The organism is Methylobacterium platani (genome assembly GCF_001653715.1).
GTDB classification, from domain to species: domain Bacteria; phylum Pseudomonadota; class Alphaproteobacteria; order Rhizobiales; family Beijerinckiaceae; genus Methylobacterium; species Methylobacterium platani.
In genome coordinates, this window is sequence record NZ_LWHQ01000047.1 from 163,299 (window position 1) to 178,366 (window position 15,068).

The 15,068-nt window shown below is 72.1% G+C and carries 13 protein-coding genes; 7 read left to right on the forward strand and 6 right to left on the reverse strand.

The annotated features are described in order from the left end of the window. Positions 1-93 precede the first annotated feature (93 nt). Complete coding sequence (gene pcaB / locus A5481_RS23380; RefSeq protein WP_048435645.1) at positions 94-1,446, reverse strand: 3-carboxy-cis,cis-muconate cycloisomerase; 1,353 nt, start codon at positions 1,444-1,446, stop codon at positions 94-96. A gap of 137 nt (positions 1,447-1,583) precedes the next feature. Here pcaB and A5481_RS23385 point away from each other — a divergent pair, with 137 nt between their 5' ends. From A5481_RS23385 to A5481_RS23410, 6 genes are all read left to right on the forward strand, one after another. Then, on the forward strand, positions 1,584-2,354 hold the full coding sequence (locus A5481_RS23385; RefSeq protein WP_048435646.1) for a GntR family transcriptional regulator: 771 nt from the start codon (positions 1,584-1,586) through the stop codon (positions 2,352-2,354). 155 nt (positions 2,355-2,509) lie between these two features. Beyond that, entirely contained in the window at positions 2,510-4,567 is a 2,058-nt protein-coding gene (pbpC, locus tag A5481_RS23390) for a penicillin-binding protein 1C (RefSeq protein ID WP_048435647.1), read from the forward strand. Positions 4,568-4,681: 114 nt separating this feature from the next. Further along, positions 4,682-6,832, forward strand: coding sequence for an AI-2E family transporter (locus A5481_RS23395; protein WP_197514229.1), 2,151 nt, complete (start codon positions 4,682-4,684; stop codon positions 6,830-6,832). A gap of 93 nt (positions 6,833-6,925) precedes the next feature. Next, on the forward strand, positions 6,926-7,717 hold the full coding sequence (gene hisN / locus A5481_RS23400; RefSeq protein WP_048435648.1) for a histidinol-phosphatase: 792 nt from the start codon (positions 6,926-6,928) through the stop codon (positions 7,715-7,717). A gap of 470 nt (positions 7,718-8,187) precedes the next feature. Further along, complete coding sequence (locus tag A5481_RS23405; protein WP_053082491.1) at positions 8,188-9,012, forward strand: GGDEF domain-containing protein; 825 nt, start codon at positions 8,188-8,190, stop codon at positions 9,010-9,012. Positions 9,013-9,194: 182 nt separating this feature from the next. Next, positions 9,195-10,157: a helix-turn-helix domain-containing protein gene (locus tag A5481_RS23410; RefSeq protein WP_048435649.1), complete on the forward strand. Its 963-nt coding sequence runs from the start codon at positions 9,195-9,197 to the stop codon at positions 10,155-10,157. A gap of 2 nt (positions 10,158-10,159) precedes the next feature. Here A5481_RS23410 and A5481_RS23415 read toward each other — a convergent pair whose 3' ends face one another. From A5481_RS23415 to A5481_RS23425, 3 genes are all read right to left on the reverse strand, one after another. Beyond that, positions 10,160-10,930 (reverse strand): HD-GYP domain-containing protein, encoded by a 771-nt coding sequence (locus A5481_RS23415; protein WP_053082492.1) that lies wholly within the window; start codon positions 10,928-10,930, stop codon positions 10,160-10,162. A gap of 297 nt (positions 10,931-11,227) precedes the next feature. Beyond that, positions 11,228-11,599, reverse strand: coding sequence for a Ros/MucR family transcriptional regulator (locus A5481_RS23420; RefSeq protein ID WP_245239029.1), 372 nt, complete (start codon positions 11,597-11,599; stop codon positions 11,228-11,230). A gap of 519 nt (positions 11,600-12,118) precedes the next feature. After that, a complete protein-coding gene (locus A5481_RS23425; RefSeq protein WP_048435651.1) occupies positions 12,119-13,114 on the reverse strand; it encodes an alpha/beta hydrolase in 996 nt (331 codons plus the stop codon). Between the two features lie 333 nt (positions 13,115-13,447). On the opposite strand from A5481_RS23425, the gene A5481_RS23430 reads away from it, so the two are divergent. Further along, positions 13,448-13,912, forward strand: a complete 465-nt coding sequence (locus tag A5481_RS23430; RefSeq protein ID WP_048435652.1) for an Hsp20 family protein — start codon at positions 13,448-13,450, stop codon at positions 13,910-13,912. 93 nt (positions 13,913-14,005) lie between these two features. On the opposite strand, the gene A5481_RS23435 is transcribed toward A5481_RS23430, so the two are convergent. Together A5481_RS23435 and A5481_RS23440 are read right to left on the reverse strand one after the other, a co-directional pair. Continuing rightward, positions 14,006-14,323 (reverse strand): carboxymuconolactone decarboxylase family protein, encoded by a 318-nt coding sequence (locus A5481_RS23435; protein ID WP_342447355.1) that lies wholly within the window; start codon positions 14,321-14,323, stop codon positions 14,006-14,008. A 255-nt stretch (positions 14,324-14,578) separates the two neighbouring features. Then, positions 14,579-15,034: a sigma factor-like helix-turn-helix DNA-binding protein gene (locus A5481_RS23440; RefSeq protein ID WP_048435653.1), complete on the reverse strand. Its 456-nt coding sequence runs from the start codon at positions 15,032-15,034 to the stop codon at positions 14,579-14,581. Positions 15,035-15,068: the final 34 nt, after the last annotated feature.

Consider the following 15,068-nt stretch of genomic DNA (forward strand, 5'->3'; position numbering starts at 1 on the left):
GCTGATTTCCGGCCGGTTCGCTTGAGCGTCACCTGGACTTTAACAGGACGATACTTGTTTTTGACCTTAGGTCAATAAATGAACATGCCGGCGTCAGCGGCCGCGGGCCGCCCCGGAGAGCACACGGTCGACCATCTCGGGCGCCGAGCCGAGATAGTTCGCCGGGTCGGTCAGGCGGTCGATCGCCGCGCGGTCGAGATGCGCCGTCACCTCGGGGACGGCCATCAGGGCCTCGGCCAGCGTCCCGCCCCGTTCGTCGACGACCCGGCAGGCGGCGTAGACGAGGTCGTGGGCCTGCTGCCGGCCGGTCCGGGGCGCGAGCGCCATCATCACCGCCTCGGCGACGATCAGGCCGCGGCTGATCCCGAGGTTCTCGCGCATCCGCGCCTCGTCGACGATCAGGCCGCCGAGGGCGAACTTCGCCTGGTGCAGGGCGCCGGCGGTGAGCACGAAGCTCTCGGGGATCGCCATCCACTCGGCGTGCCAGGGCCCGGTCGCCCGCTCGAAATCCTGGACCATCGCGTCGAGCATCAGGCCGGCCTGCTGGCGCACGCCCTTGGCGGCGGCGAGCATCAGCTCGGAGGAGATCGGGTTGCGCTTCTGCGGCATGGTCGAGGAGGCGCCGCGCCCGGTGACGAACGGCTCGGCGACCTCGGCGAACTCGGTCGAGGCCATGAGCATGATGTCGAGGGCGATCTTGCCGAGCGTCCCGGTGACGAGCGCGAGCAGGTTGACCACCTCGGCGAAGCCGTCGCGGGCGACGTGCCAGGTCGAGGCCGGGGCGCCGAGGCCGAGCTCCAGGCAGAACGCCTCCTGCACGTGCAGCCCCTCGGCGCCGAGCGACGCGAGCGTCCCCGCCGCCCCGGCGAACTGGCCGACGAGGACGCGCGGCTTCAGCTCCTCGAGGCGCACGGCGTGGCGGTCGATCATGGCGAGCCAGATCGACGTCTTGTAGCCGAAGGTGACGGGCAGGGCCTGCTGCAGGTGCGTGCGCCCGGCCATCGGCGTGTCGCGGTAGCGCGCCGAGAGGTCGGCCAGGATCGTCCGCAGGGCGGCGAGGTCGGCCTCGACGATCTCCAGGCCGGCCCGGATCTGGAGCACGCTGGCGGTGTCCATGATGTCCTGGGTGGTCGCGCCCCAGTGGACGTAGCGGCCGGCCTCGCCGCATTGGCGCACGAGCTGATGGACGAGCGGCAGGATCGGGTAGCCGACAATGTCGGTCTCCCGGCGCAGGAGGTCGAGGTCGAGGGCCTCGAAGGAGCAGTCGCGCGCGATCGCCTCCGCCGCCTCGGCCGGGATCACGCCGCAGGCGGCTTCCGCCCGCGCCAGGGCGATCTCGGCCTCGATGTAGCGCCGGATCAGGGACTGGTCTGAGAAGACCTCGCGCATCGCCGGCGTGCCGAAGGCATCCCGGAACAGCAGCGAATCGATGACGGTGGCGGCCATGGCCCTTCCTCCCGGACCTTATGTTCGTACATAAAACTATGTTCGAACATAATGGCTGTCAAGCCCTCTTGACGGGCCGCGGGCCGTTCCCTCTTCCTTCCCGCAGGCCGGCCGGCCGAGGTGGAGGTCCCGTCTCCTTGGAAACCCGTTACGCATACGTCGCGCGCCTGCTCACCGAGGCGATCGCGGATGGGCGCTACCCCGTGGGCTCGCTCCTGCCGAACGAGCACGACCTCGCCGACCAGTTCGCGGTCAGCCGGTCGACGGTGCGCGCGGCGATGCGCGAGTTGCAGAATTCAGGGCTCATCAGCCGCCGCAAGAGCGCGGGAACCCGGGTCGAGGCGGCGACGGCCTCGCCGGCCTCGGGCTTCTCGCAGAACCTCGAATCCATCGAGGCGGTGCAGCAATTCGGCGCCGAGACCGAGCGGCACGTCCAGGGTGTCGCCGACATCGTCGCCGATGCCGATCTCGCGGCGGCGCTCGACTGCCAGCCGGGACGGCGCTGGCTGCGCGTGTCGTTCCTGCGGCGCATTCCCGACACCCCGGAGGCGCCGCCGATCTGCTGGACCGACGTCTATCTCGACGCGGATTACGCCGAGCCGCTGCGCGAGCGCATCGCGTCGCATTCGGGCATCTTCGGCACGCTGCTGGAAGCGGTGTCCGGCCGGCGCATCGTCGAGATCCGCCAGAGCATCCGCGCGGTCGGGGTGCCCGCCGCCTGCGCCTGCGCCCTGCAGGCCGAGCCGGGAAGCCACGCGCTCGCCATCCGCCGCCAGTACTTCCTCAGTCCCCACGGCATGGCGGAGGTGTCCCTCAGCATCCATCCTGCCGAGCGCTACAGCTACCAAAGCGTCCTCAAGCGACACGCCGGCGATCCGTCCGACCCCGCCGACATGCCCCGTGCGTGACGGGCCGCCCCGCAGCCGAAGCAGCCTTTGCCGAGGCAGCCTTGGGCCGAGCAGCCTTGGCCATCTCCCGGCCCCCCATCGCGCCGGCCCGCGACCTGTGACAGGATCGGCCCGAGACGGCGGGAGGAACGGCCGGGAGGGCGAGAGTGCGCACGTTGCCGGCCACGCGGCGCCGCCTCGCCGCCCGGGTCCTGATCGGCTCCGCCCTCGTCGCTGCCGGCTGGCTCTGGCTCGCCCTCGCGCGGCTCCCGCCCCTCGACCTCGCGGCGGCCGAGGCCCGCTCCCCGATCGTCCTCGACCGCGCCGGCACCCTGCTGCGCCCCTTCGCGACCGCGGACGGCCGCTGGCGGCTGCCGCTCGAGCCGGCGGCGGTCGATCCGCGCTTCCTCGCCCTGCTGACGGCCTACGAGGACCGGCGCTTCCGCGCCCATCCGGGCGTCGATCCGCTGGCGCTGCTGCGGGCCGCCGGGCAGTGGCTCGCGGCCGGGCGGATCGTGTCGGGCGCCTCGACCCTGTCGATGCAGGTGGCGCGCCTCGTCGAGCCGCGGGGGGCGCGCTCGCTCACGGCGAAGCTGCGCCAGATCGCCCGGGCGGTCGCGCTGGAACGGCGCCTCGGCAAGGCCGGGGTGCTGCGGCTCTACCTGGCGCTGGCCCCCTATGGCGGGCCGGTCGAGGGCCTCAGGGCGGCGAGCCTCGCCTATTTCGGGCGCGAGCCGGCCCGCCTGACGCTCGCCGAATCGGCGCTCCTGGTGGCGCTGCCCCAGGCGCCGGAGGCGCGCCGGCCCGATCGCTTCCCGGACGCCGCCCGCCGGGCCCGCGACCGGGTGCTCGACATCGCGGCCGCGACCGGGATCGTGCCGGCGGCGGACGCCGCATCCGCCAAGGCCGAGCCGGTGCCGCGGTCGCGCATGCCGTTCCCGATGCTCGCCGCCCACGCCGCCGAGGCGGCGGTCGCTCAGGAGCCGGGCCGGCGCGTCCACCGCCTGGCCCTCGATGCCCGCCTGCAGGCCCGGCTCGAGCCCCTGGCGGCGGAGCGGGCGGCGGCGCTCGGTCCCGGGCTGTCGGCGGCGGTTCTCGTCGTCGACAACGCCACCGGCGAGGTGCGGGCGCAGGTCGGCAGCGCCGGCTACCGCGACGCCGCGCGCTCCGGCGCCGTCGACATGACGCGGGCGGTGCGCTCGCCGGGCTCGGCGCTCAAGCCCTTCGTCTACGCGATGGCGTTCGAGAGCGGAGTCGCCCATCCCGAGACCCTGATCGAGGACCGCCCGTCTCGCTTCGGCGCGTCCTACGCGCCCGAGAACTTCGACCTCACCTTCCAGGGCACGGTGACGGCGCGGCGCGCGCTCCAGCTCTCCCTCAACGTGCCGGCGGTGGCGCTGATGGAGGCGGTGGGGCCGGCCCGCTTCATCGCCCGCCTGCGGGCGGCCGGCGCCGGCATCGCCCTGCCCCGGGACGCCGCGCCGGGCCTGCCGGTGGCGCTCGGGGGCCTCGGGATCACGCTGTCCGACCTCGCCCGGCTCTATGCCGGGCTCGCCCGCGGCGGCGAGGTGCCGGACCTGCGCCGCCGCCTCGACGCCCCGGCGGCGGAGGCGGTCCTGCCGCGCATCGCCGAGCCGGTGGCGGCCTGGTACGTCGCCGATACCCTGCGGGGCACGCCCCCGCCGGAGAGCGCCCTGCCGAACCGCCTCGCCTACAAGACCGGCACCTCCTACGGCTACCGCGACGCCTGGGCGGTGGGGTTCGACCGGCGAACCACCGTGGCGGTCTGGCTCGGGCGGCCGGACGGGGCCGGGGTGCCGGGCCTCGTCGGGCGGGTCGCCGCCGCGCCCCTGCTGTTCGACGCCTTCGCCCGCCTCGGCCGGGATCCCGAGCCGGTGCCGCGTCCCCGCGACGCCCTGGTGGCGGCGACGGGCGCCCTGCCCCCTCCCCTGCGCCGCCTGCGCGGCGAGGCCGGCCCGGCCGACCGCCTGCGCATCGCCTACCCGCCGGACGGCGCCCGGATCGACCTCGGGGCGGAGGGCGGCGCGCCCGCCGGCCTCGCCCTCAAGGCGCTCGGCGGCACCCCGCCGCTGACCTGGCTCGTCGGCGGCCTGCCGGTGACCGGATCGGACCGGCGCCAGGCCGAATGGCAGCCCGACGGCGCCGGCTTCGCCCGCATCTCGGTCCTCGACGCCGCGGGCGCCAGCGACAGCGTGACGGTGCGGATCGAGTAGGCCCGCACACGTTTTCGCGAGGATGGCCCAGCGTCACCGGCGGATCGTTTCTGCGCCGATCCCGTTCCTCCCCGGTGGAAGCGTGGCGCGACGATGGGCGCCGCGTGCGGGAGTATGCGTCGCATGGCGGATGGGCGAGACGATCGCAGGGGCCTCCTGCCGACGAAGCCGGCCCGGGTCCAGGCCGCGGAGACCCCCGGCGACGGCCTCGCGGCGCCGCTCGTGATCGGGGCGGTGATCGTGGCGGCCCTGTATTTCGGCCGCGAGATCCTGATCCCGATCGCCATCGCGGTGCTGCTCAGCTTCGTGATGGGCCCGCTGGTGGCGCTCCTGCGCAAGATCCGGCTCGGCCGGATCCCCTCGGTCGGCGTCGCGGTGCTGCTGCTGCTCGCCGTGGTGGCGGGCCTCGGCGGGCTGATCGGCATGCAGGTCGCCGACCTCTCGACCGGCCTGCCGCGCTACCAGCGCACCATCGCCCAGAAGGCCGAGAACCTGAAGGCCGGGCCGCTGGGCGACCTCGCCGGGTACCTGCGCAGCATCAACCACCAGATCCAGCAGGCCGGCGCGCCCGAGCCGAAGCCGGCCGAGAAACCTCCGGAGCCGAAGCCCGCCTCCGGCAAGCCCGCCCCGCCGCCCGCGGTGCAGAATCCCGACAAGCCGGTGCTGGTCGAGGTGCGCGACCGCGAGCCCGGCCCGGTCGAGCTCGCCGAGAAGGTGCTGGCGCCGGTGATCTCGCCGCTCGCCACCCTCGGCATCGTCTTCGTGGTGCTGATCTTCATCCTGGTGCAGCGCGAGGACCTGCGCGACCGGATGATCCGCCTCGTCGGCTCGAGCGACCTGCACCGCACCACCGTGGCGATGGACGACGCGGCGCTGCGCCTGAGCCGGTTCTTCCTGGTCCAGCTCGCGCTCAATGCCGGGTTCGGCCTCGTCATCGGCACGGGCCTGTGGCTGATCGGGGTGCCGAACCCGATCCTGTGGGGCATCTTCTCGGCGCTGATGCGCTTCGTGCCCTATATCGGCGCCTTCCTGTCGGCGCTCCTGCCGCTGGCGCTCGCCGCCGCGGTCGATCCGGGCTGGAACATGGTGCTGGCGACCGCCGCCCTGTTCCTGGTGCTCGAGCCGCTCGTCGGCCAGTTCATCGAGCCGCTGGTCTACGGCCACTCGACCGGCCTGTCGCCCTTCGCGGTGCTGGTCTCGGCCCTGTTCTGGACCTGGCTGTGGGGACCGGTCGGGCTCCTGCTCTCGACCCCGCTCACCGTCTGCCTCGTGGTGCTCGGCCGGCACGTCGACAAGCTCGAATTCCTCGACGTGCTGTTCGGCGACCGGCCGGCGCTGACCCCGGTCGAGAACTTCTACCAGCGCATGCTCGCCGACGACCCGGACGAGGCCCAGGAGCTGGCCGAGGCCATCCTCGCCCAGTGCTCGCTCTCGTCCTACTACGACGAGGTGGCGCTCAAGGGGCTCCAGCTCGCCGCGACGGATGCCCGGCGCGGGGTGCTCACCGAGAGCCAGCTCGACCGCATCCGCGTCGGCATCGCCCAGCTGATCGAGGACCTCGCCGACCGCGACGACGCGGCGCCGGAGAAGCGCGAGACCCTGGCCGGCCGCCTCCTGTCGGGGCGCCAGGACGAGGAGGCGCCGTGCGAGGCCGCCCCCGCGGTGCCCGACGCCCCCGCCCCGGACGAGCTGCCCGAGGCGTGGCGGCGCGAGGGCGCGATCCTGTGCGTCGCCGGCCGCGGGCCCCTCGACGAGGCGGCCTCGATGATGCTGGCCCAGCTCCTGGCCAAGCACGGCTTCGGCACCCGGGTGGTGCCGTTCGAGGCCGTCACGCGCTCCGAGATCGCCGCGCTCGACATCGCGGGCGCGCGGATGGTCTGCATCTCCTACCTCGAGATCAGCGGCACGCCGGCCCATCTGCGCTACCTGGTCCAGCGGGTGCGGCGGCGGGCGCCGGAGGCGCAGGTGCTGGTCGGGCTGTGGCCGGCGGACGACGCGGTGCTGACCGATCCGGGCGCCCGGGCCTCCCTCGGCGCCGACCACTACGCCGTCTCGCTGCGCGAGGGCGTCGAGGCCTGCCTGGAGGCGGTGCGGGACGTGCCGGAAGCGGGCGCGGCCCAGGACCGGCCCGCGGGGGACCGGCCCGACCAGGAGCGGCCGGCCCAAGAGCAACCGGCCCAAGAGCAGACCGACCAAGTGCAGCCTGCCCAGGAACGCGCCGCCGAGCCCCGCCCCGCCCGGGCGCCGGCGCCCGCCGGGGCGTGAGGCCTGCATCCGGGGCTTGACGCCGGGGCCGCGCCGCCCTTTCGATCCGGCGGGAGCGGGCCGCGGGCCCGCCGAGCCGGAATCGGGGACAGCATGAGCGTGGTGGATTTCGCGCGGTTCGTGGACGAGCTCGCCACCCAGTCGGGCCAGGCCATCCTGCCCTTCTTCCGCGCCTCCTTCGCCACCGAGGACAAGGCCGCGGGGACCGCCGCGTTCGACCCGGTCACCGAGGCCGACCGGGCCGGCGAGGCGGTGATGCGCCAGCTGATCAAGCGCAGCTTCCCCGACCACGGCATCCTCGGCGAGGAATTCGGCTCGGAGCGCGAGGACGCGGAATACGTCTGGGTGCTCGACCCGATCGACGGCACCCGCGGCTTCATCGCCGGCCTGCCGATCTGGGGCACCCTGATCGGGCTCACCCGCGGCGGCGTGCCCTGCTACGGCCTGATGAACCAGCCCTTCACCGGCGAGCGCTTCTTCGGCGACGGCGAGGCCGCCCATTACCAGGGCCCGCACGGCACCCGCCGCCTGCGCACCCGCCGGAAAGGCGATCTCGCGGACGCGATCCTGCACACCACCGACCCGCGCCTGTTCGGCGAGGGCACCTCCGACCGCCGCGCCTACGAGCGGGTCGAGAAGGCGACCCGCCTCGCCCGCTACGGCGCCGATTGCTACGCCTACGCGATGCTGGCGGCCGGCCATATCGACCTCGTGGTCGAGGCCGAGTTGAAGGCCTACGACATCGTCGCGATGATCCCGGTGATCGAGGGCGCCGGCGGCATCGTCACGACCTGGGAGGGCAACTCGGCCGCCAGGGGCGGGCGGATCGTGGCCGCTGGCGACAAGCGGCTGCACGAGGCGGCGCTCGCGCTCCTGAACGCCTGAGACCGACGGTCGTCGAGGACGACCTCCGGTTCCGCTGTCGGATCGTCGCCGAACCTCCGGTCCGGCGTCGAAGATTCGAGATGCTCCAACGGGCCGATGCGTCGGCATCCTGGGCCGACGGCATGATGCGGCGTGCCGCTTCGCCACCCGCTGGAGACTGCGCCGGCAGACGGCACGGCTGGGCCACGCATCGGCCGGCGTGCGGGCCGTCCGGTTCGTACCGGTCAATATCGGGTTGATCGCCCTCGTCTCGATCGACATCCTCGTCCTGAGCCAGGCCGCATCCGATCGAACGGCCATTCTCGCCATCGTCATGACGATCGGATTCTGCGGCTACGTCGCCGCGCTCTTCACGGCTTTCCCGGTCCTGGCGATGCTCAACATCGCGATGCTCACCGGGGCGCTGGAACTCGGCCTCGCGATCGGCCCGTCCGACGTGGCCAGCCCCCTTCGCCCTCCTCCTCCCCGGCGTGACCGTCGCCTTCTGGCTCCTGACGCGGCGCACCCACGCCACCCTCGTCGGCGCCATCCGCGACCAGCGCAGCCACTATCTCCTCTCGCGGCGCGATTCTCTGACGAACCTGCCCAACCGGGCCTCCATGCGCGACACGCTCGCGCGGCACCTGTCGGAGATCGGGACGGAGGACGGACCGTCCCAGGTCGCCGTCCTGTGCCTGGACCTGGACGGCTTCAAGGCGATCAACGACCGCTTCGGGCATGCCGCCGGAGACGAGGTCCTGGTCCACGTCGCCGGCCTCCTGCGCCGGCACATCGGCGCCGGCGACACCGCCTGCCGCATCGGGGGCGACGAGTACGTCCTCCTGCTGCCGGATGCCGACGAGGCACGGGTGCGCTCGCTCGGCCGCTCGATCATCGAGGCGACGGCGCAGCCCGTCGGTACCCGGCGGGCGGCCCAGGCCCGCATCGGGGTGAGCATCGGGGCCGCCATCGCGCGCGAGTCCGGGCGCCGCCCGAAGGCCCTCGTCGAGGAGGCGGACGCGGCCCTCCACGCCGCGGAGCGGCCGCGGGCGGCTCGCGATGAGCGCGGTGCCGGACGCCGCGCGCCTCGAGCCCGCCGCGTAGGAATGCGGTCGATCGCCGGGCGCCGGAGCACCGCCGCCGAGGGCTCCCCCTCCGCATCCGTCCTCCCCGGCATGCCGGGGAGGAGAGCCGGCGCACCGGAGGGGAATCCCCCCTGCGACGATGACGCACATCGCCCCGCTCCCACGATCGCCCGATCTGCAATTGTCCGTGCCGTTGCATGGTCTGACTTGACTAACTCACTACGCACGTAACTCACCATGCGTGATTTTCAGATCAATTTCGCAAGTATGCGCGATCTATAGTGGATAAAATTAGGAAAAAATTCCAACAATTCGCGTTCTCGAAACTGTCGCGCACTGGTCGTTGCCGCAACAAGATGATAGTCGATCGCTCATTCCGATTTGCGAATACCCGGCCCATAGTCCTCGCGTCGATGAAAACCCTGATCTCCACCGACGACCTCAAATCCCGGAAGAAGTTCCAGACCTACCTCGAGATCGTTCGGGAGCGCTTCGTGCCGAGCGAGTGCCGGATGATCGGCGACGGGACTTTCCGCGCCCATATCGAGGGGGCCGCGATCGGCGGCACGCTGATCACGCGCTCGAGCTTCAACGGCCAGGCCGTCGACACGACGCCGCAGACGATCCGTCGCCACGACAAGCACGACAAGCTCTCGGTCGTAATCCGGCTGTCCGGGATGGCGCGCAGCAGCCAGTACGATCGGGCGGTGGTGCAGCAGCCGGGCGACATCACCGTCATCGACAGCAACAAGCCCGTCCGCCTCGAATATCCCGACCCGACGAGTTCGCTGTTCATCGAGCTGCCGCGCGAACAGCTCGAGGGGGCGCTCGGGTCGGCCCCCCTGTTCGCGGGCCTGACCATCGGGGGCGATCTGCCCGGGGCCTCGCTGGTGCGCACGTTCTTCGACGACCTTGTCCGCGTGCACGAGCAGATGACCCCGGACACGGCCGAGCGCATGACCCGGATCGGCGCCGACCTCATCGTCGCCAGCATCGCAGAGCGGATGGCGCGGGAGGCGCCGCGCCCGCTCCAGGGCACCGTGATCGTGCAGCGGGCCAAGGCCTACGTCGAGGCGAATCTCGGCGACCCGACCCTCGATCCGCCGCAACTGGCGGCGGCGATGGGGGTATCGCTGCGGCACCTGCAGCAGCTGTTCCACGAGCGGGGCCGGCACATCTCCGACTGGCTCTGGCAGCGTCGGCTGGAGGTCGCCGCCCGGCGCCTCGCCGATCCCGGCCACGCGCATCTCCCGATCGGGGCGCTCGCCTATGGCTGCGGCTTCGTCAGCCAGGCGCATTTCTCGCGCCGCTTCAGGGACCGCTTCGACGCCACCCCGAGCGAGTATCGGCGGGCGGCGCTCGCCTCCCAGGCGTGATCCTACGAGGCCTCGCCCTCGCGCAGGGCGAGGCCGGCGACCGGCGGGGCGAGGCGGACCGCCCGTGCCGCCTCGATCGCGAAGGGCGTGTCGAGGGAGGCTCCGAAGGCGCGCACGAGGACGGGATCGAGCCGGACGGGAGCCATCTCCTGCAGGATCGCCAGGGCGTCGGCGCGGCTCATCCCGGGACGGTACGGCCGCCTCTCGGTCAGCGCCGCGTAGATGTCGCACACCGTCGCGAGCCGGACGAGCTCCCGGATGGCGGCGCCGGCGAGCCGGTCCGGATAGCCCGATCCGTCGAGCATCTCGTGGTGGTGGCGCGCGACCGCCAGTACGACCGGGTCCCGCATCCCGGAGGCGAGCAGGATCTCGTGGCCGGTCGCGGCGTGGGTCCGCATCAGATCCATCTCCGCCGCGGTGAGCGCGCCCGGCTTGTCGAGGATCGCCCGCGGGATGCGGGCCTTGCCGATGTCGTGCAGCAGGCCGGCGCGGACCAGCGTGACGCAATCGCGGATGGGCAGGCCCAGGTGATGGACGAAATTGGCCGCGAGACCGGCGACGTGGAGCGAGTGCTGGACCGTGTCCTGGCTCGCATGGGCGTGCACGGAGACGAGCCAGCGTTGCACGCCGCCATCCTGCAGCGCCCGCATGACCGGATACACCAGGCCGTCGACGACCCGGATGTCGATGCCTCCGCCGGCCGCATCCCCGAACACGCGCGACAGGGTCGCGCGCGCACGCTCGAAGATGCGCTCCACCAGTCGATCGCTCATGACTCTTCTCCTGGATGGGCTCCGGCACGAGCATCGGCCGCCGCCGGTCCCGCACGGCGCCGCACGGCCGTGTCGAGTTCTCGCGTCGGCCACTCGCACCTGCATCGAACCGGGCGGGATGAATGCCGATCTGTTCTTTCACGGATCAAGGAAGCAGCCGATCGCCACCGGCAACCGAGACTCAAAGACGGCACGAAACGCCCAGACGGCCTGTCGCATGGGAGAACCCGGGCGGCATCGCCGGAGACGCGCCGCGCCCGCCTGCCTCCCCGGACGACGGACGGGCGGCCGGGCCGGTCAGCGCTTTCCCTTGGCGGCCGGCGGGAGGCCGGCACGCGCGAGGGACCTGTCGTAGACCGGTGCCACCATCGGGTAGGTGGCGGGCAATCCGAACCGGGCCCGGTACTGGTCCGGCGTGAGTCCGTGGGCGGCGAGCTGCCATTTCAGCGACTTGTACGGCTGTCCGTCGATGAAGCTGATGATCCGGTTGCGCTTGACCGAGGCCGCGACCTGCGCCGCGCTTGGCCGGAACTGCGCCTGCCCCTGCTGGTGCGCCTGCCGGGTCGTGAGCGCCTGCAAGCTGGCATGAATGCGGTCAATCAGGTCCGGCACCTCGCCCATGTAGACGCGGTTTCGCGACACGTAGGATGCGGTGATATCCGCAGTCATTTCGAGTATTTTAGATCTTTCCATCGCACAATACCCCGCAAGACAGCACGTCTCGACGAATCAAGCCACGATACGCATGTCATACGTCTTGAATTTCACGAGGCTTGCTGCAAACCACGCATGGTCGCTGCTTCGAAGCGCCGCCGCCGTTCGTCCAGCCTTCGATCTGGGTGAACATTACCGCGGCGGCCGGCTTCGCGCTTGCCTGGGCGCGCGCTCCGTGTTGTCCGGCTGCGCAGAACGGAAAAATGTGCTGTCACCGGCGGCGAGGAAACTTGTCATATCGGCCGCCGATCAGTCCAATGCTGCTCCGGGCGGATCGACTGCCCCGCAAGACTGTCCAACATTGCGATAATTACAAATTAACGGATATTTTCAAGAGAAAGCGATCTGACGGAAAATATTGCAGGATCTTTTGCTTGAACACAAAAATGCCGTCGGGTCCGGCAGGCGGGAACCGCTCGCCGCACCGCTGGCCGGGGCCCGTACGAGGAGACGCCGGTCGCGCGGGGTGCGCCCTCAGGCGACCGCCGCCCGCGCCTCGCCCGGCTCCGAACCCGGCACCGGGATCGAAGAGCCCGGCACGAAAGCGTCGAACGCCGCCCAGAACTGCGCGCGGACGGCCTCGCGCTCCATCAGGATCTCGTGGCGGGCGCCGCGCAGGGTGATGGTGTGGCCGGCTGCGAGCCGCGCGGCGAAGCGCTCCACCGCCGGGGTGCTGCAGACCGGGTCGGCCCCGGCGGCGACGACCAGCACCGGCACGCGGATGCCGAGCGGGTAGCGCGGGTCCTCGAAGCGGCGCATCGCCCGGAAGGCGGCGGCGAGCCAGCCGATGGTCGGGTCGCCGATGGCGCCCGCCCCGACCGCGAGCGCCGCGGCGGCGTTGCGGGCGTAGCGGACGGGATCGGCGGTGAGGCGGTTGTTCGGGAACGGCTTGGTGGCGATCGAGACCGCCGAGCCGCCCGGCACGTAGCGCCGGCCGAAGCCGAGAGCGCGCAAGACGGCGGCGAGCCGCATCGCCGCCTTCGGCCGGCGGATCATGCAGATCGCCACCATCGGGGCGAGCGCGACGAGGCGGTCGAACGGCAGCCAGCCCTCCCGGGCGGCGGTGAGGCAGATCGCGCCGCCCATCGAGTGGGCGAGGCCGAAGAACGGCCGCGGCAGCCGCCCCTCCATCACCTGCACCTCGACCGCCGCGAGATCGAGGCGGTACTCGGAAAAGTCGTCGACATGGCCCTTGTGCGGGTCCTCGACGGTGCGGTCGGAGCCGCCCTGGCCGCGCCAGTCGAAGGCGACGACGTGGAAGCCGCGGCCGCGCAGCTCGGTGACGGTCTCGAAGTACTTCTCGATGAACTCCGCCCGGCCCTGCACCAGGCAGACCGTGCCCTGGACCGCCCGCGCCGTCGGCGCCCAGGTGGCGACCCGCAGGGAGAGGCCGTCGGCGGTGCGCACCGTCAGGAGCGTCGCCCCCGGCGGGATCGGGTTGTCGGGCGTGGCGAGCAGCGGAACGGTCACGGCAGGCTCCCCGGTTCTGTCATCCGCCGCACCCTGGCACGGCACACCCTAACAAGACCGCAGCGCCATCGGACGGGCTCGTCCGACGGCGCCGGGCAGGCGCACAAGGTCTTCTCGTCCTCGCGCCGGCACGAGGGTATAGATGGAGCGCGATTCCGGCCCGACCGCTGGCCGAGAAAAAAATCGCACGGCCCCGCCGGGACCGGCCTTGATCAGTCTATGACCCACCCCAATATGCGAGGGGCGCCGGCCGATACGGCGGCGCGCAAGACCGGGACCGGCCCGCGTGGCGGTCCCACAAGACTACATATTGCTTCAGACGGAGAATATGTCATGCGTCAGTTCGATCTCGCTCCCCTGTACCGCTCGACCGTCGGCTTCGACCGCCTGTTTTCCGCTCTCGACCAGTTCGTGACCTCGGATGCGGCGCCGAGCTACCCGCCCTACAACATCGAGCGCACGGCCGAGAACGCCTACCGCATCACCCTCGCGGTGGCGGGCTTCACCGATCAGGACCTGTCGATCGAGACCCGCGAGAACGCGCTCACCGTGAAGGGCGAGCGCAAGGCCGAGGCCAAGCAGGCCGAGTTCCTGCATCAGGGCATCGCCGCCCGCGGCTTCGAGCGGCGCTTCCAGCTCGCCGACCACGTCCAGGTGACGGGCGCGGTGCTGGAGAACGGCCTGCTCCACGTCGACCTCGTCCGCGAGATCCCGGAGGCCAAGAAGCCCCGCCAGATCCAGATCGCCTCGGGCTCCCGCCCGCACTCGATCGAGGGCAGCGTCCAGAAGGCCGCGTAAGCGCCTTCATCCCGTCAGGGGGAGCGCCCCGGCCTCGCGGCCGGGGCGCTTCGTCGTGTCGTCGCGAGAGCGTGTCGTCGCGAGAGAAAGAGGTCAGGGCAGGAGATGCGTGCCGTGGGTGAGGGCCGCGCCGGCCCGCAGGGCCACCGCCACGAACACGGTCTCGGCCAGTTCCTGCTCGGTGGCGCCGGCCTTCTTCGCCGCCTCGCGGTGCACCTCGAGGCAGTAGGGGCATTGCGTGGTCAGGGCGACCGCGAGCGCCATCAGTTCCTTGTACTTGCGCGGGATCGCGCCGTCGGCGAGCGCCGCCTTGTCGAGAGCCTCGAAGGCGCCCATCGCCTCGGGGGCGAGCCCCTTCAGGGCGGGCAGCTTCCGCAGGTTGGCGGCGTCGTACATCGCGTGATCGGCCATGGCGTGGTCCTCCCGGTGGGTCCGGTGCAAACGACCGGCCGCCCGTCGTTCGGGGCGGCTTCGGCCCCTTACGGTTAGACCATCCCGGGCGCTCGCCCAATGGGCCCGAGGACATGCGCCCGAGGAGACGGGCCCGTTGACGGCGCGGAGCGCCCTGCCCATGGCCGGCGGGCCGATGCGGATCCTGCTGCGACCGGGACGGGGCATGCAGGCCGGGCCTTCTCGAGGCTCGGCGCGGTCGACAAGCCGGGACGATTACAGATCCCCGAAGGCGAGCTGGGCCGTCGCCGGGCGCTTCTGCGGCTTGCCGGCCTTGTCCTTGGCGGCGCCCTTCGCCGCCCCCTTGGCGGCGGCCTTGCGCGGGCGCTTCGGCTCGGCGCCCTGGATGCGCGCCTTGCCCTTGTCGCGCGCCACCGCCTCGGGAGCGGTCTGGTCGCCCGAGAGCCACTTGCCGCGCTTGATCACCTCGTTCACCCGGCCCTGGTTGACGCCGAGCTTGAAGGCGATCTCCTGCTGGGTCATCTCCGTCGCGCCGTGCAGCTCGAGGATCTGGCGGGCAAGCTCCGGGGTCATCTTCTTGCCGACGATGCGGCGGCCGGGCTTGACCACCCGGGTGGCGCGGTCGCGCTCGCGCAGGCGCTCGAGGATCGCGAGCGCCATCAGCATGCCGTTCTCGCGCAGGGCTTCCTCGAATTCCTTCAGCGTCGCCATGAGGACCGCACTCCGCTGTCACGCTCCGGCAAGG

Coding starts and splice junctions, on each gene's coding strand:
- pcaB (WP_048435645.1), bottom strand. CDS start 1,446: ATGGCCGCCACCGTCATCGATTCGCTGCTGTTCCGGGATGCCTTCGGC.
- hisN (WP_048435648.1), top strand. CDS start 6,926: ATGAGCGTGGTGGATTTCGCGCGGTTCGTGGACGAGCTCGCCACCCAG.
- A5481_RS23410 (WP_048435649.1), top strand. CDS start 9,195: ATGAAAACCCTGATCTCCACCGACGACCTCAAATCCCGGAAGAAGTTC.
- A5481_RS23395 (WP_197514229.1), top strand. CDS start 4,682: ATGCGTCGCATGGCGGATGGGCGAGACGATCGCAGGGGCCTCCTGCCG.
- A5481_RS23430 (WP_048435652.1), top strand. CDS start 13,448: ATGCGTCAGTTCGATCTCGCTCCCCTGTACCGCTCGACCGTCGGCTTC.
- A5481_RS23440 (WP_048435653.1), bottom strand. CDS start 15,034: ATGGCGACGCTGAAGGAATTCGAGGAAGCCCTGCGCGAGAACGGCATG.
- A5481_RS23415 (WP_053082492.1), bottom strand. CDS start 10,930: ATGAGCGATCGACTGGTGGAGCGCATCTTCGAGCGTGCGCGCGCGACC.
- A5481_RS23420 (WP_245239029.1), bottom strand. CDS start 11,599: ATGACTGCGGATATCACCGCATCCTACGTGTCGCGAAACCGCGTCTAC.
- A5481_RS23435 (WP_342447355.1), bottom strand. CDS start 14,323: ATGGCCGATCACGCGATGTACGACGCCGCCAACCTGCGGAAGCTGCCC.